We start from the raw sequence: 20,905 nt of genomic DNA, 5'->3' as shown, positions 1-20,905 counted from the left end.
GAAAATGACTCGACATGTATGAAATCGACTCGACATCTTGGAGAACGAGTCATTCTTTCCTAAGGGTGATTAAATAGTTACGTCACAGTATCCTTCAACTATGTCATAAAGTTACAACAAGGTTTTTCGTTTGAATATCAACAGTCGTTTAATGTAAAGGCAAATAATAAAAAACCACTGTAGTACCAACAACAAAACAATAAATACTGAAGATAATTAACTTTCCTTTAATCATGACATGAATAAATACTTTTAATGCATAATAGGTCGCTAAGAGTGAAGTTAAAAAAGCGACAGTGTAAGGAATAAGGTTTGGCATAAAATGTTCATCGTTAATAATATCATTAAAAGATAAAATATTAATCCCAACACTTACTGGAATGAATAATAGAAAAGAAAATCGTAGAGCAGTTTCACGTTTCATTCCTAGTAACATTGCTGCAACAACAGTTGCACCTGATCGACTTATACCAGGAATTAATGCAACACTTTGAGCGAGACCAATAATAATTGCATCTTTTATCGATAGATCCTTATCTGCTTTTTGACCGTGTAAATTTCGAATAACCCATATGAAAAATCCAGTAACGAGAAGGGCAACTCCAGCAAAAAACGGTTTCGTCAGTTCCTCACTTATATACTGTTCAATTGCTAAGCCGATTACTCCAGTAATAAACGTTGCGAGCAGTAAATAAATGCTGAACAGGAAACTGTTTTTGTATTGTTCATCACGACTCATCAAATATTTTAAACTATCTGATATCAAATCCAACAAATCTTTGCGGTAAATAATAATAATTGCGATAAGTGAACCGAAGTGAACGATAATTTCAAAAGAAAGCCCAGGTGTAAAGACGTTAAACAAATCTTTAATTATGACAATATGACCGCTCGAGGAAACGGGAAGCGGTTCGGTAAATCCTTGTACAAAACCTAATAGAATAAATTTTAATAAATATATAAGTTCATCTATCAAGAAAAGCCCACCTTTCTTATTTAAGGAAAAATAACATATGTACGGACAAAAATTAAGCTCGTCTAAGTTTAGCGAAAAAAACAGTATAAGCAGGGAACCTTCACACATCTAGTTGAATAGTCTAGATGGTGAGGGAGGAATATGCCATGAATCAAAATCAAACGTATAAAGATATATATGAAATGTGTAAAGAGCATATGCATTCATATGTACTTATTGAAACGACTGATGGATTAAAAACGGATGGAATTATTACTGGTGTTGATGAGGAAAATTTATATGTAGCAGTGCCACTTGAACAAAATGAAATGCAGAATCAAGGGAACCCCAATCCTGCACCGAATCAATTTGGAAGGTATCCATATTACGGTGGACCGGGTTATGGATTTGGATACGGACGCCCAAGGAGATTTAGAAGATTAATCATACCCTTAGCATTTGTTGCGGCATTAAGTCTTTTACCTTGGTATTAACTTCATAAACAAATTAAAAATACCCCTGCTCATTTATAGCAAGGGTATTTTAGTTTTTTATTACACTATTCTTGTTCCTGTGTAGTTAACACACCATCTATTAGTAAAATTGCAATAAAAACACCTGCAGAATACATAATAGATTGAGTTATATTAAACGTTTCTCCGCCCATGCTTGAAAGCACATAAGCCAATGCACCGCCAATGAGTAGCGCCCAAATAATTGTCATAATAAATCTCATTCGTTTCCACCTCATTTTGCCGCTATTATTTCTTTTTAATTATCCTCATATATTTTATCAAATCTATCCCTTAATTAAAAGTGATTTTAGGTTAGTGCTGAAATTTTCGGAATTTGTACATAAACATAATTCATAATTAGAGGTGACGCAGGCTCTGAATGTATAAGCCTATGAGTGAATTTTAATCAAAAATTGTATTTTATTCTTGCAACTGAACGGAAAATAGCTTAAAGTTTATACCAAGTCATAACATTTGCTATTAATAAAATTAAAGGGGATGGCAAGATGGGTGTTGGAGTTTTAGGAACAGGACATTACGCACCTGATAATATTGTTACAAATAAAGATCTTGAAAAAATTGTTGATACTACAGATGAATGGATTCGTTCTAGAACAGGTATAGAAGAAAGAAGAATTGCTAAAGATGATGAAGATTCATCGGACATGGCTTTTATGGCTGCTGAGCGGGCACTTGAAAATGCTAATGTAAAAGCTGAAGAATTAGACTTAATTCTTGTTGCGACAGTAACGCCAGATACACCGTTTCCTTCTGTATCATGTATGATCCAAGAACGTCTTGGTGCAACTAAAGCTGCAGCGATGGATGTTGGAGCAGCTTGTGCAGGATTCATGTATGGCATGATTACTGCTCAGCAATTTATCAAAACAAATGCCTATCAAAAAATTCTTATCGTAGGTGTGGATAAATTATCTAAAATTATTGATTGGACTGACCGTAATACATGTGTTTTACTTGGAGACGGTGCCGGAGCGGTCGTCTTAGGAAAAGTTTCAGAAGGTAAAGGAATTTTGTCCTTTGAGCTTGGTGCAGACGGATCAGGTGGGAAAGAACTGTATCAAAATGAAGCGAATCATTTAGTAATGAACGGTCGTGAAGTTTTTAAGTTCGCTGTTCGGCAAATGCCACAGTCTTGTGTTAACGTTATTGAAAAGGCTGGATTAAATAAAGAGGATGTTGACTATTTAGTACCACACCAGGCAAATATTCGTATTATGGAGGCGGCAAGACAACGACTAGGCATTGCAGAAGATAGAATGGCAAAAACAGTGCAAAATTATGGTAATAATTCATCTGCTTCTATCCCGATCGCATTATCAGAATCTGTTAACAAAGGAATAATTAAGGACAATGATATTATTGTACTTGTAGGCTTTGGTGGCGGTCTCACTTGGGGTGCTGTTGCACTAAAATGGGGTAAGTAAATTCAAAGAGCATATTATTGTAAACTATGGTAAGTTATTTAGTAGATGAGAATAGAAGAGAATGGAAAGGAATAGGCAAGGAGGCTTTTCATGGAAAAGAGAAGAGTAGTAGTAACAGGTATTGGAGCTGTTACTCCATTAGGAAATGATGCCAGATCTTTATGGGAAAACATCGTTGCAAATAAATCAGGAATAGACTATATTACTCGTGTAAATAAGGAAGATTTTCCTGTTTCTGTTGCAGGTGAAATTAAGGACTTTGATGCTAAAGAGTTCATGGATCGTAAAGATGCAAGAAAGATGGATTTATTTACACAATATGCAGTTGCTGCTTCTAAAATGGCGGTAGAAGATGCCGATTTAACAATTGATGAATCCAATGCAGAACGTGTTGGAGTTTGGATCGGTTGCGGAATTGGTGGAATGGACACATACGAGGAACAACTTAGACGTTTTATCGATAAAGGATACCGTCGAGTAAGTCCGTTTTTTGTTCCGATGCTAATCCCTGATATGGCAGCAGGACAAGTTTCTATTCAACTTGGTGCCAAAGGGATTAACTCATGTTCTGTAACGGCTTGTGCCTCTGGTGCAAACTCAATTGGAGATGCATTTAAAGCGGTACAGCGAGGAGATGTGGACTATATAATAACTGGTGGAACTGAATCACCGATAACAAATATGGCTTTTGCTGGGTTCTCCGCAATGAAGGCTTTAACGTTTAACGAAGATCCAAAAACAGCGAGCCGCCCATTCGATAAAAATCGTGATGGATTTGTTATGGGCGAAGGTGCTGGAATTTTAGTTTTAGAAACTTTAGATTCTGCGTTAGAGCGAGGAGCTAAAATTTATGCAGAAATTGTTGGGTATGGTTCAACAGGTGATGCATTCCATATTACCGCACCAGCTGAAGGTGGCGAAGGAGCGGCTCGTGCAATGCTAATGGCAATAAATGATGCTAATGTAGAGCCGGAAGAAGTTGACTATATAAACGCTCATGGAACAAGCACGGATATGAATGATAAGTATGAAACGCAAGCAATTAAAAATATTTTTGGTGCGCATGCTAAACAATTGGCAGTATCTTCTACAAAATCCATGACTGGTCATCTACTGGGAGCAGCAGGTGGAGTAGAAGGAGTAATTTCTGTGAAAGCTATCGATGATGGCATTATACCGGCCACAATTAATTATGAAACTCCTGACCCAGATTGTGATTTGGACTATGTTCCTAACGAGTCTAGAAAACAAGTTGTCAATGTAGTATTGAGTAATTCTTTCGGGTTTGGCGGGCATAATGCTTGTCTCGTATTTAAAAAATATGAAAACTGATCCTCATTAGGGTCAGTTTTTTATTATAAAGCTTTTATCTTTCTAATCATCCCTCATTTGACGTATATTCATCGATTACGGTAATGATTATTACCCCTTAATCATTTCTTTGTGCACGTACTTTTATCAATTATGCTAACGTAAGACGCTTTCGCACCCCCCTTGGGTAGCATTTTCATCTATTAGAGGATGTTCAAAAAGTCGGTAAAAATGACACTGCGAATTTCTTCGTTGGCTTGCTTTTCCGCTCCTTGAAAAGGAAAGCACTTTTTCTGCGTGCTAGAAGCGTTTCCTTGGAAAAGAAGATCACTTTTCCTGCGTGCCAGATCTTTGCTCATGTATTTAAATGCATACATTCCGCTGCCGGGAGCTGCGCCGCCTCGAACTTCTTGGTCCTTTTTATCCTCCTTATTGAACACGCACTATTAGCGGTTCCGCAAGTCTTTTTCACGTTCGCTCATACATTTGGTTTTTCTCCTGTCCTTATTAAAGCACACATTACCACATCACCTCTATTATTCCCATACACATATTTCACCGAACCATCGAATATATATTCAATAAATAAGGTTATTGGACGAGTTATGAGGTGGGGAATATGGGATATCTCCTGTTATTTTTGATCGGTTTTGGACTAGCTGTTTCTGGTGGAGTCACCATCATCGCTTATATGAATTTCTTACCCGCTGGAATTTCTTGGTTTGACTATTTCATGTTTATCAAAGGAAGAGTGGAATGTTATTTCCTTCCGATTGGTTTCATTATGATGCTTATTGCCATCCATCGATTCCCTGAAAAAATGTAATAGTTCGGCATTTACTCGAATATTTTTACGTAATGCTGGTCATAATGTTACATAAATAGTATTTTAAAGTGAGGGAATAACCATGTTGTATTTATATGATGTTTGGGTGAATTGGTTTGAAGGAGAAGAAGAGGGTTATAATATATGTCACTATCACGAGTGGCGCAAGACAGACCAAATTGAAATTTTAGAACAGGTACCCGTATTACATATAACTGAAAGTCTTTATGATTATATAGAAAATAGTTTGTATGATTTACCTGAAGAGTTATTAGAGATGATTCATAAACGTGCTTATATTCGAAAAGGACATACGAGGCAAATATTAGATTATGCTTGTATTGTAACGGATGGTAGAGGAATTTTGGCCTTTGATACGATAGGATATCAGATTCCAGTTCGTAAAAGTAGACTAATTCCGAGACAAGAACAACAAGTTTTTGAGTTATGTAAAAAAGCTAAGCAAATAAATATTTCCTTTACACCAATAGAAAATGATCGTAATGAGTCATTAACAGCAATGGATGAAAAATATGTTCAAGGATTAACAAGAAGAGAAAGACAGTTAAAAAAGTTATTAATGATTGCTATGGAACAGTTAAAAACAACAGATAATCTGAATGAAATACTTTACTGGTTATCAGAATGGGATAATAATCAACTTACATATACGACACACCAAGCTAGTATTAAAGAAATTTGGCAGACTCTTTATGATGACGTAAAGATAGGATGGAGTGAAGCACATGAAGAGTTCTGTTCGCAACTTGTAAAAGGAAACCCATTTTTAGAAAAGTTTTGGGATTTAGAACAAGTCGAAAACAAAAATAAATTACATTAAAAAAGAGAATCAGAAGTTTTTCCTTCTGATTCTCTTTCATTTGTAAATATTCTCAAAAATTCTTTGAAGATTTATCTAAGTAATCCCATTTTCTTTTTTGCTTTTTGAAGCGTTCTGTTCGCAGCTTGTTTTGCTTTTTCAGCACCTTTTGTTAAAATTTCATCAAGTTCAGTTGAGCTAATTAAAGCTTCATATTTTTCTTGAATTGGTGCTAGTGTATTAATGACAGCTTCAGCGACTTCTGATTTTAAATCACCATAACGTTTATTTCGAAAGTGAGCTTCAACCGCACCAATTGATTCGCCGGTGCAGCTAGCATAAATGGAAAGTAGATTGGAAACCCCAGGCTTGTTTTCAGTATCAAATTTTACAATCCCGTCCGAATCTGTAACGGCACTTTTAATTTTCTTTTCCATTTGTTTTGGTGTATCGAGCATCGAAATAAATCCTTTTGTATTTTCATCAGATTTACTCATTTTCTTAGTCGGTTCTTGTAAAGACATAATCCGGGCACCTACATTTGGGATGCTAATTTCCGGAATAACGAATGTGTTTCCAAAACGGTTATTAAATCGTTCCGCAACATTTCTTGTTAATTCCAGATGCTGTGTTTGGTCATCACCGACAGGGACAAGATGGGATTGATAAAGTAAGATATCTGCTGCCATTAGTGTTGGATATGTAAATAACGCAGATGATACTGCGCTTCTTCCTTCTGATTTATCTTTAAATTGAGTCATTCTTTCCAATTCACCCATGTAAGTAAGAGACTGCAACATCCATCCTAATTCAGAATGAGCAGGGACTTCAGATTGGATAAATAAGGTTGCTTTATCTGGATCAATGCCAGACGCTATGTATAAGGCAGCTAATGATTTAATATTTTGCTTTAATTGTTTAGGGTCTTGAGGAACGGTAATCGCATGTTGATCAACGATACAAAAAAAGCAGTTGTTGTCGTTTTGCAATTGAACGAACTGCCGAATCGCACCTAAGTAATTTCCAAGCGTCAACGTTCCACTCGGCTGTATGCCGGAAAATATCGTTTTCAAAATCCATTCACTCCATTGTTCATCTGCTTTAAATTTATAGATTTATCAAAAAAAATCACCTTACATACTTCCTATAATCCTTATTTAATGATATACTAAGGTATTGGTGAAAGCAAGTGAAAGTATAAGTTGTCCTGCAACTTTTGACAAAATTAGGTTTATTTTTCATGAGATTGGAAAGACTATTACTACCATATTTGTCAGAAAATTGTTTGAATATTTTTTGGAAAATCAATGTTTAGTTAAATTACCAAATGGTTAGTCTATATGTATGTAGCTACAGTTTGTAACAGAATTATGACATTTCAAAATAGATGACAATTTTTTTCCAAAAAGCTCTACCTTTTGCTTGACAAATATAGTATAATTTATAATGAAAGTTTAATTAAATTGATTCTTATTTAATAAAATAATCCTTAACATTTTAGGGATTACGTATGTAACTGGCGTTCGGATAAGGCGTCTGTTGCATAATAACATCTTAAAAGTACGATGTATTGTGATGTTTGTCACATACGATTGGCTAATAAATAAGTGAATTAGCCGGTACTTTTATCACCGTAAGGACTACGGAGTGAGCCCCCTGGGAATCTCAGAAGAGAAATCTTATGAGAAGTTCAATAAAGATATATTTAGTAGAAATGAGGAGTGAAGTTACATGGTAACACTCTATACCTCGCCAAGTTGTACATCTTGCCGTAAAGCAAAGGCATGGTTAGAAGAACACAATATCGGTTATAAGGAACGAAACATCTTTTCCGAACCGCTATCATTGGACGAGATCAAAGAGATTTTGCGAATGACAGAGGATGGAACAGATGAAATTATTTCAACTAGATCAAAAGTGTTTCAAAAATTGGATGTCAATATTGACCAACTGCCTTTAAAAGATCTGTTTGATTTGATTCAAAACAATCCGGGTCTATTACGCAGACCAATTATACTTGACGAAAAAAGACTACAAGTTGGATATAATGAAGATGAGATACGTCGCTTCTTACCAAGAACAGTACGTACATTTCAACTAAAAGAAGCACAAAAAATGGTCAACTAACCCCTGAATTATTTTTAAAAATCGCAAACCAGAAAAATTATTATTGGTTTGCGATTTTTGCATTTAGAACCAAAAGCTATAACACCTCTCTAACATTTTTGAAAAATTTACTCAAACTAATCTTATAGCTAGTATTTTTAAACATTTGTCGGAAATAAAGTAGTGAAATATTGATTAAAATAAGATAAAATAGTATATTAAGATTCATGAATAAATTAGGCAATAATATTTTCAAAATAATTAAAATAACATACAATGGTTTTAAGGGAATATTATGTACTATTGGAGTAATCTCTTCCACCTCATTCTTTTAAGGTGCTTAACAAGTCTTTAGTTATTCTAATAGAAGGGAGAGGTATTGAATGGAAATAGAAAGAATTAATGAAAATACGGTTAAATTCTATATCTCTTATGTAGATATTGAGGATCGTGGATTCGAACGAGAAGAAATATGGTATAATCGTGAACGTAGTGAACAACTATTTTGGCAAATGATGGATGAGGTTAACTACAAAGAAGACTTTTCAGTAGAAGGTCCCCTATGGATACAAGTGCAAGCATTAGAAAAAGGACTTGAAATTATCGTAACAAAAGCACAAATTTCTAAAGGTGGAACTCCGATTGATTCTATTGATGAAATTGATGATACATTTGATATAACAATTAATGAAAAGGCCAAAGGTTTATTGGAAGAAAAATTAGGCAAAAAAGATGATGATGATGAAGACGAAATTGATGATGATTCAAGCTTATGGATGACAGCCCACTTTAATGAATTAGAAGATGTAATCCAGTTAAGCCACTATTTCCAAGGTGAATTCACAGAGGATTTAGTCACTGCACTTTACCATTATCAAGATAATTACTATTTGTACATTGAAATTTCACCTGATCTTTTCGAATACCAAGAGGATATTTTAAGCCAAGTGTTAGAATATAGTACTGAATCAGATATTACGTATCATGTTTTAGATGAATATGGAAAAATGATTATGAGTGAAAATGTATTCTCACAAATGAAAGAGTATTTTTCAGCAGACATCGGTTAAATAAAAAAATTAAGACATTCGATAAAAAGAATGTCTTTTTATTTTGATTTTTTTGCAGGATTTTAGGCAAATCTGTCGAAATATATATTATATGGGTAATTCATGAAAATATTATACAAAGGGATGTGATCATACTCGTGCTTCGAGCGGTAACGAAAAAAGGAAAATTTGTAACATTGGCAATTCACACAAACGAACAGATTGAATTTTTACGAAAAAAAGAGCAGTTTTACTGTCCAGAATGTAAGGAGACTGTCATTGTAAGAGCAGGATCAAAAGTGATTCCGCATTTCGCCCATAAAAATGCTTCCAACTGTTCTGTTAACGGCGGGGAAGGTGCATATCATCAGCAAGGAAAATTATTATTATATGAGTGGTTAACAAATCAAGGAATTAGAGCAGAGCTAGAGACGTATATATCTGAAATAAATCAGCGTCCAGATTTATTAATTTACACGAGAAAACGAAGGATCGCCATCGAATATCAATGTGCAGAGATCCCAATAAATCACATAGAAAAAAGAAATAAAGGGTATGAAAAAGCAAATATTGTACCGATCTGGATTTTAGGCGGAAATCAATTCCACCGAACTTCCAAAAACCATCTGAAAATAAATGTTTTTACCTCAACGTTCATTCGACAATTTTCTCCTACACTTCCAACGACATTGTTTTATTTTTGCCCACAGAGAAAAATATTATCAATTTTGAATGATTTAATTATGACAAGCGGAAATCGAGCACTAGCTCAGTTTAGGTTCAAGCCACTTTGGCAAATTACCTTTTCCGAGCTTTTTTCCAAGTCCCACTTTTCCTCAGCTCAACTATGTAAACTTTGGCGAAAAGAAAAAAGAAAATTTCGACTGTCAACTTCTCGGGTTTACGGGAAAGAATTAGCTTGGCGCAAGTGGCTTTATGAAAAAAACATCACGCCTCAACATCTTCCATCCATTGTTCATTTACCGATTCGCTCCCAACATCAAATGACCTTTCCTACATGGAATTGGCAAAGTCGCTTTATAATTGATTTTTTGCACCCGCTTAAAGTTGGGAACACATTTTCCTTACGACAAGCTCAGCAGTTTGATCGACATTTTCAGTTCAAACAAAAAAGCCCAATTCAAGAATATTTAGCGCAGTTATCTCATGTAAATATTGTTCGTCCAATTTCTACAGATCATTTTGTTAAAACCTCATCGATACTCTTTTACCATCATATTGAAGAAGCTTTAAAAGGAGACGATGAACTTTTAAAGGCTTTCATGTATAATGGGATGAGAGAATGGGAATGAATTTTAAATAATTTACTATAATAAAGAATGGGTCGAAAAATTAAGGAGGAATGTTAAGATGACTGAGATGACGAAAGAAATTCCTAAGCGTGAGGAAGTCCCGGTAGAATTAACATGGGATTTAGCCACTATTTTTGAAACAGATGAGAAATGGGAAGCAGAATTCGAAACCCTAAATAAAGAAATTCCTAAAATTAAGGATTTTCAAGGTACATTGAGTGAATCTGCTGACAATCTTTATAATATGTTTCGATTCCAAGATGAAATTTCCGAACGGCTTGGAAAACTTTATACATATTCAAATATGAAATATGATGAGGATACAACGAATGCATTTTATCAAGCGATGAATCAAAAAGCAGAAAGTATTTTAACACTAGCATCTAGTAATATGAGTTATATCGTTCCAGAAATTTTAAAAATTGATGAGACGAAAATAAAAGACTTTCTAAACGAGAAAAAAGAATTAAACGATTATAAAAAGACATTAGATGAAATTATTAGGCAGAAAGAGCATATTTTAAGTGAAAAAGAAGAAGTGCTTTTATCTGAAGCTTCTGAGGCACTGCAAACACCTTCCCAAACATTTGGAATGCTAAATAATGCAGACTTAAAATTCCCACTCATTATAAATGAAAATGGGGAAGAAGTTGAGCTAACGCATGGACGATATCTTCGGTTTTTAGAGTCAAAAGATCGGGATGTACGAAAAGCAGCTTTTGAAGCGATGTATGATACATTCGGAAGTTTTAAAAATACATTTGCAACAACACTGAATGGAAACGTAAAAAAGGATAATTTTTATGCCAAAGTACGGAATTATCGTTCAGCGAGACATTCCGCACTGGACACAAATAATATTCCAGAAACTGTTTATGATAATTTAGTTGAAGCCGTTAATGAAAAATTGCCGCTGCTTCACCGCTATACAGAACTGCGTAAAAAGGTACTCGGGCTAGATGATCTTCATATGTATGATTTATATGTGCCACTCGTTGAAGGTGTTGATATGAAAATTACGTATGATGAGGCACAAGATTATGTGTTAAAAAGTTTAGCCCCACTTGGTGAGGAATATACGAATATTATAAAAGAAGGATTTGAGAGTCGTTGGATTGATGTCGTTGAAAATAAAGGGAAGAGAAGTGGGGCGTACTCATCAGGTTCTTATGGAACGAATCCGTTTATTTTGTTAAATTGGCAAGACAAAGTAAATGATCTATACACATTGACACATGAATTAGGCCATTCATTGCATAGTTATTATACGAGAAAAAATCAACCATACCGTTACGGGAATTACTCTATTTTTGTAGCGGAAGTAGCATCAACATGTAACGAAGCATTATTAAATGAATATTTATTAAAGTCTTTAGATGATGAAATACAACGACTGTATATTTTAAATCATTTTCTAGAAGGTTTCCGTGGAACGGTTTTCCGTCAGACGATGTTTGCTGAATTTGAACATGATATTCACGTACGATCGCAAAACGGAGAACCATTAACTGCAGATAGCTTTACGGAAATTTACTACAATTTAAACAAAAAATATTTCGGTAAACATGTAAATGTCGATGAACAAATTGGACTTGAGTGGGCAAGAATCCCTCATTTCTACTACAATTATTATGTCTATCAATACGCAACTGGTTACTCTGCAGCAACATCTCTTGCCAGTCAAATCATGTCAGAAAAGGATGCAGCTGTTGAAAGGTATATTAATTATTTAAAGGCCGGAAGCAGTGATTTTCCAATTGAAGTATTGAAAAAAGCCGGCGTAGACATGACATCAAAACAACCGATTTTAGAGGCACTCGATGTATTTGAGGAAAAATTAAATGAATTTGAAAAATTAATTTTGAAAAACTAAATTTTCAAAAACCGCACAGTGCAATAATATTGTGCGGTTTTTCCTTTATGATCGAAATATACCAATAACTAGAATAGAAGATGAATTTGCCACTCAGCATGTTGTAGGAGCTACGCCCATCTTTTTCATCCACTTAGCGTGTTGTAGGAGCGACTTAGCATCTTTATTTACCACTTAGTATCTAGAAAAATTTACCGATGATTTTTCAGATAAACAATTAATTTTCGTCCCATTCTTCTCACATGATATAATAAATATGCAACAATTAGAAAAATTTTCTCAATATTTAATAGAAAAATAGAAGGGATTGATTTTTCATGAAAGCATTTGTACTCGAACAAGGTGAATTAAAACTAAGAGATGTGCCAGAACCAAAAGTGGGAAAAGGGGAAGTTGTTGTTTCCCTAAAAGTGGCAGGACTTAACAGACGAGATTTATACATAAAAAACCGTTGGGGGAATAAAGAAGAAGCTTTAGTACTTGGCTCAGATGGAGCAGGTGTGGTGGAAGATGTAGGAGAGGGAGTAGAGCATCTATCGGTTGGCGATGAAGTAATTATTAATCCAGCGTTACGATGGGATAAAAATAGCGATGCTCCCCCAGAAGGTTTCGATATTTTAGGAATGCCAGATGACGGAACCCTAGCAGAAAAAATCGCCATCTCCGCTAAGCAAGTTGAAAAGAAGCCGGATTACCTTTCTTGGGAAGAAGCAGGAGTGCTGGCACTTGCAGCACTAACAGGCTACCGTGCACTCGTTACAAAAGGAAATGTTCAAAAAGGACAGACTGTATTTATCCCTGGTGCGGGAAGTGGTGTGGCAACTTACATTATTCAATTTGCTAAAGCTCTTGGTGCTCGAGTGATTGTTACGTCACGTAGTGCAGAAAAAAGAGAACAAGCCTTAAAAATTGGTGCCGATCTTGCTATCGATACGAATAGCGACTGGAAAAAAGAACTCGCAGACGAAACGATTGACCTAGTTATTGACAGTATTGGTAGGGCGACATTTAACAAATCGCTCCAAGTGTTAAAACAAGGCGGACGTATTGTCATTTTCGGAGCGACAACTGAAGATACAGTTGATTTTAATTTACGAGATTTTTTCTATAGTCAATATCAATTATTCGGCTCCACCATGGGGAGCAGGGAAGAGTTAAGGGAGTTAATTGCATTGATGGAAAAAGAGAAAATCAAACCCGTTGTTGGACATACATTTAAATTGGAAGACATACAAGATGCCTTCGATTTTCTTGAAGTAAATAGTCAGTTTGGAAAAATTGCTATCAAAATTTCATAAGAGCATGAATGCGAAGAAAGATTGTAAATTTTGCGAGGATATTCGTTGAATTATTGAAAATCGCTGAATTGTATATGCACTGAATTTTTGCCCGAATCGCTGATTTGAAAGTTCAAAACACCCGAATTTTGGCGTTCGGCGCTGAATTATTTCGGTTGCATAACTTTTCGCACAATTGCGTAACTTTTGCGCAGACCGCGGCGGAAGTTGTAAATCTACTGGCTGAAAAATAATAAGGGGCATACGCTGCCCCTTATTCATTCCTCCACCTGATCTTTTTTCCAAGGCGGATCTCCATATTCATGTAAGCGATTATTAATTTTGTATATCGCATAAGGAATTATAAATGCTAAAATCGTACAAAACACACGTAACTTATCCGTAATACTTTCCATAAATAAATCCCACAACATCGTGCTACTCCTCCTTTAATCTGTTTTGTTGGTCGTACCCATTGAGAAAACATCCGTAACCACATTCACTTCGAATGTTGCTTTTTTAAAATAATATTCGCCTTTTTCCCAATCGTCCTTGATATTCTTCCATGTATCATAATGTTTTGTCTCTAAATTTTGCCATATATTAAATACATCTGTTCCTAGCTCTTCCTGTCCTTTCTTGATTGCTTTTTCAACCGAATCCTTTACTTGTTCGGAAACAGCTTTTTGAATTGCTTTTAGTTCGGAGGGTTTGGTCAAGTCTATTTTGCCGAAGGATTCTTTAATAATTCCTTCTATTTCAATATCGATGGTTACCTTGATCTCATCAATATTGCTTGGGTCTACTGCCAATTTATTATTTAAATCATTTACTTCTAGTGCAAACACATAGTCTTTATAAGTAAATTCAATTACTTTCTCGATTGCTTTCGTTTTCATCATTTCGAGTCCTTGCATTTCTTCTGCATGAAAAATTCCGACCATTTTATCTTTTGGTCCATGAAAAACTGCTCCGGCTTTATAGTCCACATATTCATTTACATGAAGTAGAGGTAATACAAAACTCTTTTCTCGTATATGATATTCTTCAATATCTCCGACTCTTTTTGACCTTAGAACTCCAATCTCTTTAGTGCTATGATCCAGTAATTCGTCGATATGCCTTGCTGGTAGTTTGTCCTCCGGAGTTGTAAAATCAAGAAGCTGTTTTGCATCTGCTTCAGAAACGATAACCTTGATTCCTCGGCGCATATCGACATCACGAATATATATGTCAATCAAGTCTGAAAATAAATGTTCTTTTCTAGCAACATCTTCTGAAATAACAAGGATGGCTAAATGTTCATAAAATGGAGTTTTACTAGAAATAGCCGATAATTCTTCATTGACTTCATAAATACTTTTCCCTTTTGAAGTGAAATTTAAAAAAGCTTTCTCCTCTCCACCTACGCCTCCTTGGTTTTGATTAGCGATTCCAGCAGGTATCACCATCTGGTTTGTAACTATATATTCAGGTTGTTTTTCATCACCGTCTTCTTCTATATCAATTGCAGTTCCAATTATAAATCCCCGCTCCTCGATATTGATGACATCCCAGCAGCCAGTAAGAAGGATGAAACATAAGCATAGAAAATAGAATGATTTATATTTTATCACGGCTTTTAACACCTCGAATTTTTGCGATTAAAAATAAGCCTAAAATCATCGTACATGTAAAGTATATATTAAATTGACTTAATAGACTTGCTATTTTTCTAGCCTGGTCAAACTGTTGCGGAAACAAAGCTAGGAAATAAACAATTGGCGACAAAATAAAAGTAAGTATTCTTTTTTTCATCTTTTTAAAAATCGAAGATAACAGCAAAACACCTAAATCCAATGAAATAGCTGTTGAATTAAATATCGCCATGATCCAAATGGTGAAAACGACTGCATCAATTCGTTCAAGGATGGCACCCGGAATGTCTACTCGTTTTGCCAGTTCAATGGTCGGATAATGCATGTTTCCTGTAACGGCATTTCCAAAGACGCTGATGCAACCTAAAAAAATAATCATATAGAAAGCAATAGTCACACTCATTCCAATGGTAACTTTTTTTGTAACATTTGCAGGATTTTTAATAAAAACGAAATAAAAAAGTACGATCCCAAATCCAACATATGCTTCAAATGTTTTCGTTATTCCGTTGAGATAATCAGTTAAATCCGATTGGAACATCGGAAAAACGTTTGCTGCATTAAACCATTTTATGTTAAAAAGTAATACGAATAAAAATGCAAATAAAATGATTGGAAGAAAAAGCACATTTAATCGAAAAATACCGACTCTTGACCCCGAGACAGCGTAAATAACTACGAGCAAAAATGAAAGTGCCAACACTTCCATTGGTGTATGTTCAAACAAGTATTGCTGTGAAATGGAAGCGAGGGCTCGTGTAGAAAAGGCAACTATAAATAATGCAATAAGGATATTGATAAAAGCAATTCCAATTGCCACTGGTCGGCTAACTAAAAAAGATGTGTATGACAAAAACGATTTTTCGGGAAAAAGGGCGGCTAATTTCACTCCCATTATAGCAATAAAAGTAAAGATAATTCCGGCTAGCAAAATGGAGACCCAACCATCGCTAAATGAGGTGACCTTAGCGACTTCCCTAGGCAAAGAAAGGACGGCAACTCCGATTAAGGCAGAAGGAAGGGCAATCACATACTCGCTTTCACTTAGTTGTACATCACTATATTTAAACGGATTCATTATTTCTCACCTTGATTATCCAAAGAAATTTTATCTTCTGAGGACAAATAGTCCGGTCGCTTTTTTATCGTTTGAATAGGACTACGAATGACGACATCATGCCAATCGTTTGAGAAAAATGGTGCAAATGGGGCGGAATATGGTACACCAAAACTTTTGAGATTGACAAAATGGATATTGATCATTATATAGACTAAAATGATACCGAACATCCCAAATACAGCTGCCGCAAACATAAATCCGAAACGGACGATACGAAATGAAATAGCAACACTATATGACGGAATAGAAAAGTTTGCAATCGCGGTAAGGGCAACGACGATGACCATGATTGGACTTACTATACCAGCTTGCACCGCCGCCTCTCCAATGACAAGCCCACCGACAATGCCAATCGTTTGTCCAATGGTCTGTGGCAGTCTTGCCCCCGCTTCCTGTAATAATTCCATCGTAATTACCATCATAAGTGCTTCTGCAATAGGAGGGAAGGGAACTCCTTCACGTGTTGCAGCGATGGAAAAGACGAGGCTTGACGGAATCATCCCGGGTTGTAAAGAAATTAAGGCAATATACAACGAAGGTAAAAAGACAGAAATAAATGCTCCCAAATAACGTAAAACTCTTAGTAAACTTCCAATCGTCCAACGTTCATAGTAATCTTCCGGTGATTGAAGCACATTGGAAAAATTAACTGGTGCAATTAAAGCAAACGGTGTACCATCGAGCATAATAGCAACTTTCCCTTGCATTATTGCAGCGATAACTTTATCTGGTCGCTCCGTATTTGAAAATTGTGGAAATGGCGATAAAAAACTATCCTCAATCCATTCTTCGATATAGCCAGTTTCTGGGACAATGTCTATATCAATTGTTTTTAAACGGCGATCTACCTCTTTTAATAATTTAGGATCGATAATTCCATCCACATACGTAACAACAATACTTTTTTTAGCTCTTCGTCCCGTTTGATACGTTTTGAAGCGTAGATTAGGATCTTTTATTCGGCGACGAATCATCGCTACATTTCGTTGGACACTTTCGATAAACCCTTCTCGAGGGCCACGGATTAATGTTTCGGTAACAGGCTCCTCGATCGAACGAAATTCACCACCAGCCGTATCGATCATTAAAATTGTAGCAATTCCATCAATAAAAAGTATTGTAAAGCCTGATAATAAATTAAAAGATAGATCATCGAAGGATTCTCCTTTTTGTATATTTGTGTCTCCAATAAGTTTCCAATATATAAAGTCCAGTATACTCCTTGCTTCTGTTGGGTACTTATCATCTTTTGTGACTTGCAAACTTCCTAGAACATTATGTTGAATCGATTGTTCATCAACTAACCCATCAATATAGACAACCGCACATTTTACCTCAGCATCACCGAGCTTTAGTTCACGAATTTTTAAGTTATCTGGGTTATCTAGCATATTTCTTAAATTTTCAATATTTATCTGTAATGTTTTATTAACCTTAAGTGAAAGGTTTTCTTTTTTTGTTTCCTTTTCATTCCCTCGAATAGTTATTGTTTCCCTTCTTCTGTTAAAAAATGAACGAAACACCATATTATCCCCCTAATCAAATTAATTGTGTCGTCTTCTTTTTCCCAATTTTGTTAATATCTATACATTTAGATTATAAAATACTCCGTGTACCATTCTTATGAATAAAACAAGGGGTTTGTGGCAACATAGGGAAGGAAATAGTAAGGAGAGGACTGTTAAAAGTGAACAAAGAAGAAATAACAGAATTAACGAGTGGAGAGATTTCTAGCTTATGGATGACTTATCAAAGTGAAACATTACAAAAGTGCGGAATTAGATTTTTCCTTCAACATGTAGACGATAAACAGATACAAGAAATATTGGAAGAAATGTTGAGACTAACCATTAAAAGAATCGACCGAGTGAAGGATATATTTATGAAAGAGGACTATCCAGTACCAGAAGGCTTTACAGATGACGACGTTAATTTGAAAGCGCCACGCTTGTTTTCGGATATTCTTTATTTGGAATACTGCTTAGAAAAACTAAAAATGGAATTAACGCATTTCAGTTACCCAATGTTAGATGCAGTAAAGGTCGATGTACAAGAATTTTATTTTGAGGTGATGCAAGATATACAAAAGTTGGAAATGCGTGCGAAAGAATTGGCAAAAGCAAAAGGAATATATAATCGAGCTCCAAAAATTCCTACACCAAAACAGGTAGAATATGTTACAAAAGAGAGTTTTTTAGCAGGTTGGCTTGGAGGAAAAAGACCACTCCTCGGGATAGAAATTTCCCAACTTGTCTTTCATTCAAAGCGTAATGCATTAGGTCAGGCAGTTATTACGGCATTTAGTCAAGTAGCAAAATCCAAAGAGGTTAGACGCTTTTTTGAACGAGGACGTGAGATTTCCGGAAAGCATTTGGATATTTTTTCTACTATATTAAATGATGAATACTTACCGAACTCTGCCAACGTTTTAACATCTGAAGTAACAGATTCAACAGAAGCCCCTTTTTCCGATAAACTAATGATGACATTTATTACAAACCTTATCGCTTCTAGTATAGGTGGTTATGGTGTCTCTATGTCCATTAGTCCAAGACGGGATTTAGGTGTTCACTATACTCGTTTAATCGCTGAAATTGCTCAATATTCTGATGATGGTGCAGAAATTTTAATTAAAAATGGTTGGATGGAACAACCTCCGATGGCTGCAGATCGAAAAGAATTAGCGAAATAGGGTTAGGTGGATGAAGAACACAAATAAGGTTGCTGAAATAGGTGAAGTTATACTTTGGAGCATTGCTTTACCAGGATTTGGGCAATTATTGAATCGGAAATATTTTAAAGCTTTTATATTAATCGTTCTTGAATTTATCGTTAATGTGAAAGGGAAAATCAATGTTGTTATTTTGCACAGTTTTTTAGGTGAAATGCAAGAAGCAATTGACAAGGCAGATTTTTTGTGGCTCATGTTTTATCCATGTCTGTATCTCTTTGCCATCTGGGATGCGTATCGGGATGCTGGGGGTGGAGAGCATCCGTTTGTATATGTACCATTTGTATTTTCCGCTTATTTTGGAACGTTAGGAGTCATTTATTCGGCTCGATTTACATTGTTTAGCTATTTGATTGGACCAATTTTTTTACCGATTATTGGTATGATTATAGGCTTTTTAGTAGGGTTGGGGATCAGGTACATAATTAAGCGGATACTATTAGAAAAGGGAGAATGATAGCATTTTTTTCGGATTTTATAGCTCATTAGAAAACTTGGCTTATCGCCAAGCCTTTTTTATGGCGAGAGTATGAGTTGCATTTACGAGCACAAATTTTTACGATGGGAAGAGCGAATGCGCAGTCCCAGGACGTGCAGGTACTGGCGCCTGAGACAAACGCTTTTCGGCGGGACGAACGAAACTGTAAATGCTCTTCGAAGGGACCAGTAATCGCAGTCCCAGTCCCCGGGACGTGCGTTTTTAGCAAGTGAGCGAGTCAAGAAAAGTTTTATTTGTATGAAAACAAACCTTTTTCATGATAGATGGTGATTCTAAACGTTATTCAATAATTGGTTCCGTCTTATTTAATTTTGAATTAACGAGATCAAGATTGACTTCTATTTGTAACGACTTTTCGTCTAAAGGTATTTTCCCATCTTTCTCCAATTTTTTCCACGTTTTTACATCTTTACGGTATAACGTTTCCGACAAACGATAAACATCACTATCAATCTCAAGGCCGCTTCGATATGTTTGCATTATTTCTTTTTTAATTCGTTTTTTAAGTTCCTCGATAATAAACTTTTGATCAACATTTTGCAACATTTCATTAATCATACCTTTTGCTTTAAATTTAGCGTGAAATGTTACTTTATCTCCTTCTGTATTTATGTCAAATTTTGTTTCAGGTTTAACAATGACAACCCCTGCAGCGGGTTTTCCTTTATTGAAGATAGTAACATTTCCCCGTTTTGATTTTTCTTGTATCCACCTGAGACCATTTACATCTTTTCCTAAAATAAAGCCATGAAATTCATCTGCGGACACGCTCGCTATACCTAATGCTTCAACCATTGGTTCCGGTTCTTTTTCTGATTGCCATGTGTTTTCAGCAAGACGGACAGTCGGAATGATGCCATTATGACCCGGCTCGTCCAAAGAAATGATAAGTTCCCGGTTTGTCAATGGTTTCATCCAAGAACTTTGTTCATATTCATTATTCAAATCGGTCAACCTTGAAAAGATTGGTGACCCTTGAAAAATAGGAGAAACCTCCATCAATTCTGTTATTTTACTTTTCGTAGCAAATATCCGAATTCGATATCTAGTCTCGGGAAATCGATTAATTAAATCGAGAACTTCTTTCAATTTATTATGTTCAAGTGCCGCTTCTGAAAGCATAATAAATGTGGTATGTCCCCAATATAATTTTTTTTGTGCCGATTTATAAATTTCAAAAATAGCACTTTCCATATCTTCAGCACTCGCATGTGCAATCGTAACTTGACTTTCTCCGGTTGCGGCAACATCTGGTGTCCCAAGATTGCCTAGGTTCACTATTTGCAAGTATATTTTAATTTTTCCGTCCTCGTAATCAATGCCAATTCCATGAACGTAATCCAAGCGATCAGCTTCTTCGATATTCCAGCATCCGACTAACAAAAAAAGCATGACAACAATGATTAGCACTTTGTAATTCATAGTCAA

The 20,905-nt window shown here is 35.5% G+C and carries 20 protein-coding genes; 12 read left to right on the top strand and 8 right to left on the bottom strand.

Going from position 1 to position 20,905, the window contains the following annotated elements:
- Nucleotides 1-148: 148 nt before the first annotated feature.
- Nucleotides 149-976 carry an undecaprenyl-diphosphate phosphatase gene (locus SPD89_RS01735; protein WP_336260220.1) on the bottom strand — a complete coding sequence of 276 codons (828 nt, stop codon included), beginning with the start codon at nucleotides 974-976 and terminating at the stop codon, nucleotides 149-151.
- Nucleotides 977-1,122: 146 nt separating this feature from the next.
- On the opposite strand from SPD89_RS01735, the gene SPD89_RS01730 reads away from it, so the two are divergent.
- Nucleotides 1,123-1,449, top strand: coding sequence for a hypothetical protein (locus SPD89_RS01730; protein ID WP_336260219.1), 327 nt, complete (start codon nucleotides 1,123-1,125; stop codon nucleotides 1,447-1,449).
- A 65-nt stretch (nucleotides 1,450-1,514) separates the two neighbouring features.
- Here the strand turns inward: SPD89_RS01730 and SPD89_RS01725 are convergent, their stop codons facing one another.
- Nucleotides 1,515-1,691, bottom strand: coding sequence for a DUF2929 family protein (locus tag SPD89_RS01725; protein WP_336260218.1), 177 nt, complete (start codon nucleotides 1,689-1,691; stop codon nucleotides 1,515-1,517).
- A 285-nt stretch (nucleotides 1,692-1,976) separates the two neighbouring features.
- On the opposite strand from SPD89_RS01725, the gene SPD89_RS01720 reads away from it, so the two are divergent.
- From SPD89_RS01720 to SPD89_RS01705, 4 genes are all read left to right on the top strand, one after another.
- Nucleotides 1,977-2,915: a beta-ketoacyl-ACP synthase III gene (locus tag SPD89_RS01720; RefSeq protein ID WP_336260217.1), complete on the top strand. Its 939-nt coding sequence runs from the start codon at nucleotides 1,977-1,979 to the stop codon at nucleotides 2,913-2,915.
- Nucleotides 2,916-3,005: 90 nt separating this feature from the next.
- Nucleotides 3,006-4,247 (top strand): beta-ketoacyl-ACP synthase II, encoded by a 1,242-nt coding sequence (gene fabF, locus SPD89_RS01715; RefSeq protein WP_336260216.1) that lies wholly within the window; start codon nucleotides 3,006-3,008, stop codon nucleotides 4,245-4,247.
- 598 nt (nucleotides 4,248-4,845) lie between these two features.
- Nucleotides 4,846-5,052, top strand: a complete 207-nt coding sequence (locus SPD89_RS01710) for a hypothetical protein (protein ID WP_336260214.1) — start codon at nucleotides 4,846-4,848, stop codon at nucleotides 5,050-5,052.
- Between the two features lie 82 nt (nucleotides 5,053-5,134).
- On the top strand, nucleotides 5,135-5,893 hold the full coding sequence (locus tag SPD89_RS01705) for a DUF3603 family protein (RefSeq protein WP_336260213.1): 759 nt from the start codon (nucleotides 5,135-5,137) through the stop codon (nucleotides 5,891-5,893).
- Between the two features lie 71 nt (nucleotides 5,894-5,964).
- On the opposite strand, the gene trpS is transcribed toward SPD89_RS01705, so the two are convergent.
- A complete protein-coding gene (trpS, locus tag SPD89_RS01700; protein WP_336260212.1) occupies nucleotides 5,965-6,945 on the bottom strand; it encodes a tryptophan--tRNA ligase in 981 nt (326 codons plus the stop codon).
- Between the two features lie 658 nt (nucleotides 6,946-7,603).
- On the opposite strand from trpS, the gene spxA reads away from it, so the two are divergent.
- From spxA to SPD89_RS01675, 5 genes are all read left to right on the top strand, one after another.
- Nucleotides 7,604-7,999 carry a transcriptional regulator SpxA gene (gene spxA, locus SPD89_RS01695; protein ID WP_336260211.1) on the top strand — a complete coding sequence of 132 codons (396 nt, stop codon included), beginning with the start codon at nucleotides 7,604-7,606 and terminating at the stop codon, nucleotides 7,997-7,999.
- A gap of 362 nt (nucleotides 8,000-8,361) precedes the next feature.
- On the top strand, nucleotides 8,362-9,048 hold the full coding sequence (gene mecA, locus SPD89_RS01690; RefSeq protein ID WP_336260210.1) for an adaptor protein MecA: 687 nt from the start codon (nucleotides 8,362-8,364) through the stop codon (nucleotides 9,046-9,048).
- Nucleotides 9,049-9,185: 137 nt separating this feature from the next.
- Entirely contained in the window at nucleotides 9,186-10,340 is a 1,155-nt protein-coding gene (locus SPD89_RS01685) for a competence protein CoiA (RefSeq protein ID WP_336260209.1), read from the top strand.
- Between the two features lie 58 nt (nucleotides 10,341-10,398).
- Nucleotides 10,399-12,213: an oligoendopeptidase F gene (pepF, locus tag SPD89_RS01680; protein WP_336260208.1), complete on the top strand. Its 1,815-nt coding sequence runs from the start codon at nucleotides 10,399-10,401 to the stop codon at nucleotides 12,211-12,213.
- Nucleotides 12,214-12,530: 317 nt separating this feature from the next.
- A complete protein-coding gene (locus tag SPD89_RS01675; protein WP_336260207.1) occupies nucleotides 12,531-13,511 on the top strand; it encodes a zinc-binding dehydrogenase in 981 nt (326 codons plus the stop codon).
- A gap of 257 nt (nucleotides 13,512-13,768) precedes the next feature.
- Here SPD89_RS01675 and SPD89_RS01670 read toward each other — a convergent pair whose 3' ends face one another.
- Genes SPD89_RS01670 through SPD89_RS01655 form a run of 4 tightly spaced genes read right to left on the bottom strand, consistent with a single transcriptional unit; the run spans nucleotide 13,769 to nucleotide 17,773 of the window.
- On the bottom strand, nucleotides 13,769-13,924 hold the full coding sequence (locus tag SPD89_RS01670) for a hypothetical protein (protein WP_336260233.1): 156 nt from the start codon (nucleotides 13,922-13,924) through the stop codon (nucleotides 13,769-13,771).
- A 15-nt stretch (nucleotides 13,925-13,939) separates the two neighbouring features.
- Nucleotides 13,940-15,106 carry a Ger(x)C family spore germination protein gene (locus tag SPD89_RS01665; protein WP_336260206.1) on the bottom strand — a complete coding sequence of 389 codons (1,167 nt, stop codon included), beginning with the start codon at nucleotides 15,104-15,106 and terminating at the stop codon, nucleotides 13,940-13,942.
- Nucleotides 15,093-16,205, bottom strand: coding sequence for a GerAB/ArcD/ProY family transporter (locus SPD89_RS01660; RefSeq protein WP_336260205.1), 1,113 nt, complete (start codon nucleotides 16,203-16,205; stop codon nucleotides 15,093-15,095). Before SPD89_RS01660 ends, SPD89_RS01665 begins: the two co-directional genes overlap by 14 nt.
- Nucleotides 16,205-17,773: a spore germination protein gene (locus tag SPD89_RS01655; protein WP_442961019.1), complete on the bottom strand. Its 1,569-nt coding sequence runs from the start codon at nucleotides 17,771-17,773 to the stop codon at nucleotides 16,205-16,207. The genes SPD89_RS01660 and SPD89_RS01655 overlap by 1 nt, the downstream gene beginning before the upstream one ends.
- A 161-nt stretch (nucleotides 17,774-17,934) precedes the next feature.
- On the opposite strand from SPD89_RS01655, the gene SPD89_RS01650 reads away from it, so the two are divergent.
- A complete protein-coding gene (locus SPD89_RS01650; RefSeq protein ID WP_336260203.1) occupies nucleotides 17,935-18,939 on the top strand; it encodes a DUF3231 family protein in 1,005 nt (334 codons plus the stop codon).
- Nucleotides 18,940-18,949: 10 nt separating this feature from the next.
- Complete coding sequence (locus tag SPD89_RS01645) at nucleotides 18,950-19,435, top strand: hypothetical protein (protein ID WP_336260202.1); 486 nt, start codon at nucleotides 18,950-18,952, stop codon at nucleotides 19,433-19,435.
- A gap of 321 nt (nucleotides 19,436-19,756) precedes the next feature.
- Here the strand turns inward: SPD89_RS01645 and SPD89_RS01640 are convergent, their stop codons facing one another.
- The gene (locus SPD89_RS01640) at nucleotides 19,757-20,899 is read right to left on the bottom strand and encodes a Ger(x)C family spore germination protein (protein WP_336260232.1); all 1,143 of its coding nucleotides are present in this window, start codon (nucleotides 20,897-20,899) and stop codon (nucleotides 19,757-19,759) included.
- Between the last annotated feature and the right edge of the window lie 6 nt (nucleotides 20,900-20,905).

The sequence above is a fragment of the Pseudogracilibacillus sp. SO30301A genome, from assembly GCF_037072025.1.
Lineage (GTDB): Bacteria > Bacillota > Bacilli > Bacillales > Amphibacillaceae > Pseudogracilibacillus.
Note: the sequence above shows the minus strand (reverse complement) of the source record. Positions and strands in the feature narration are given on the sequence as shown.

Excerpts from the sequence above, each read along its gene's own strand:
- SPD89_RS01670 (WP_336260233.1), bottom strand. The coding sequence starts at position 13,924 with ATGTTGTGGGATTTATTTATGGAAAGTATTACGGATAAGTTACGTGTG.
- SPD89_RS01725 (WP_336260218.1), bottom strand. The coding sequence starts at position 1,691 with ATGAGATTTATTATGACAATTATTTGGGCGCTACTCATTGGCGGTGCA.
- SPD89_RS01730 (WP_336260219.1), top strand. The coding sequence starts at position 1,123 with ATGAATCAAAATCAAACGTATAAAGATATATATGAAATGTGTAAAGAG.
- SPD89_RS01645 (WP_336260202.1), top strand. The coding sequence starts at position 18,950 with ATGAAGAACACAAATAAGGTTGCTGAAATAGGTGAAGTTATACTTTGG.
- SPD89_RS01705 (WP_336260213.1), top strand. The coding sequence starts at position 5,135 with ATGTTGTATTTATATGATGTTTGGGTGAATTGGTTTGAAGGAGAAGAA.
- fabF (WP_336260216.1), top strand. The coding sequence starts at position 3,006 with ATGGAAAAGAGAAGAGTAGTAGTAACAGGTATTGGAGCTGTTACTCCA.
- SPD89_RS01675 (WP_336260207.1), top strand. The coding sequence starts at position 12,531 with ATGAAAGCATTTGTACTCGAACAAGGTGAATTAAAACTAAGAGATGTG.
- pepF (WP_336260208.1), top strand. The coding sequence starts at position 10,399 with ATGACTGAGATGACGAAAGAAATTCCTAAGCGTGAGGAAGTCCCGGTA.
- SPD89_RS01660 (WP_336260205.1), bottom strand. The coding sequence starts at position 16,205 with ATGAATCCGTTTAAATATAGTGATGTACAACTAAGTGAAAGCGAGTAT.
- SPD89_RS01710 (WP_336260214.1), top strand. The coding sequence starts at position 4,846 with ATGGGATATCTCCTGTTATTTTTGATCGGTTTTGGACTAGCTGTTTCT.
- spxA (WP_336260211.1), top strand. The coding sequence starts at position 7,604 with ATGGTAACACTCTATACCTCGCCAAGTTGTACATCTTGCCGTAAAGCA.
- SPD89_RS01655 (WP_442961019.1), bottom strand. The coding sequence starts at position 17,773 with ATGGTGTTTCGTTCATTTTTTAACAGAAGAAGGGAAACAATAACTATT.
- mecA (WP_336260210.1), top strand. The coding sequence starts at position 8,362 with ATGGAAATAGAAAGAATTAATGAAAATACGGTTAAATTCTATATCTCT.
- SPD89_RS01640 (WP_336260232.1), bottom strand. The coding sequence starts at position 20,899 with ATGAATTACAAAGTGCTAATCATTGTTGTCATGCTTTTTTTGTTAGTC.
- SPD89_RS01720 (WP_336260217.1), top strand. The coding sequence starts at position 1,977 with ATGGGTGTTGGAGTTTTAGGAACAGGACATTACGCACCTGATAATATT.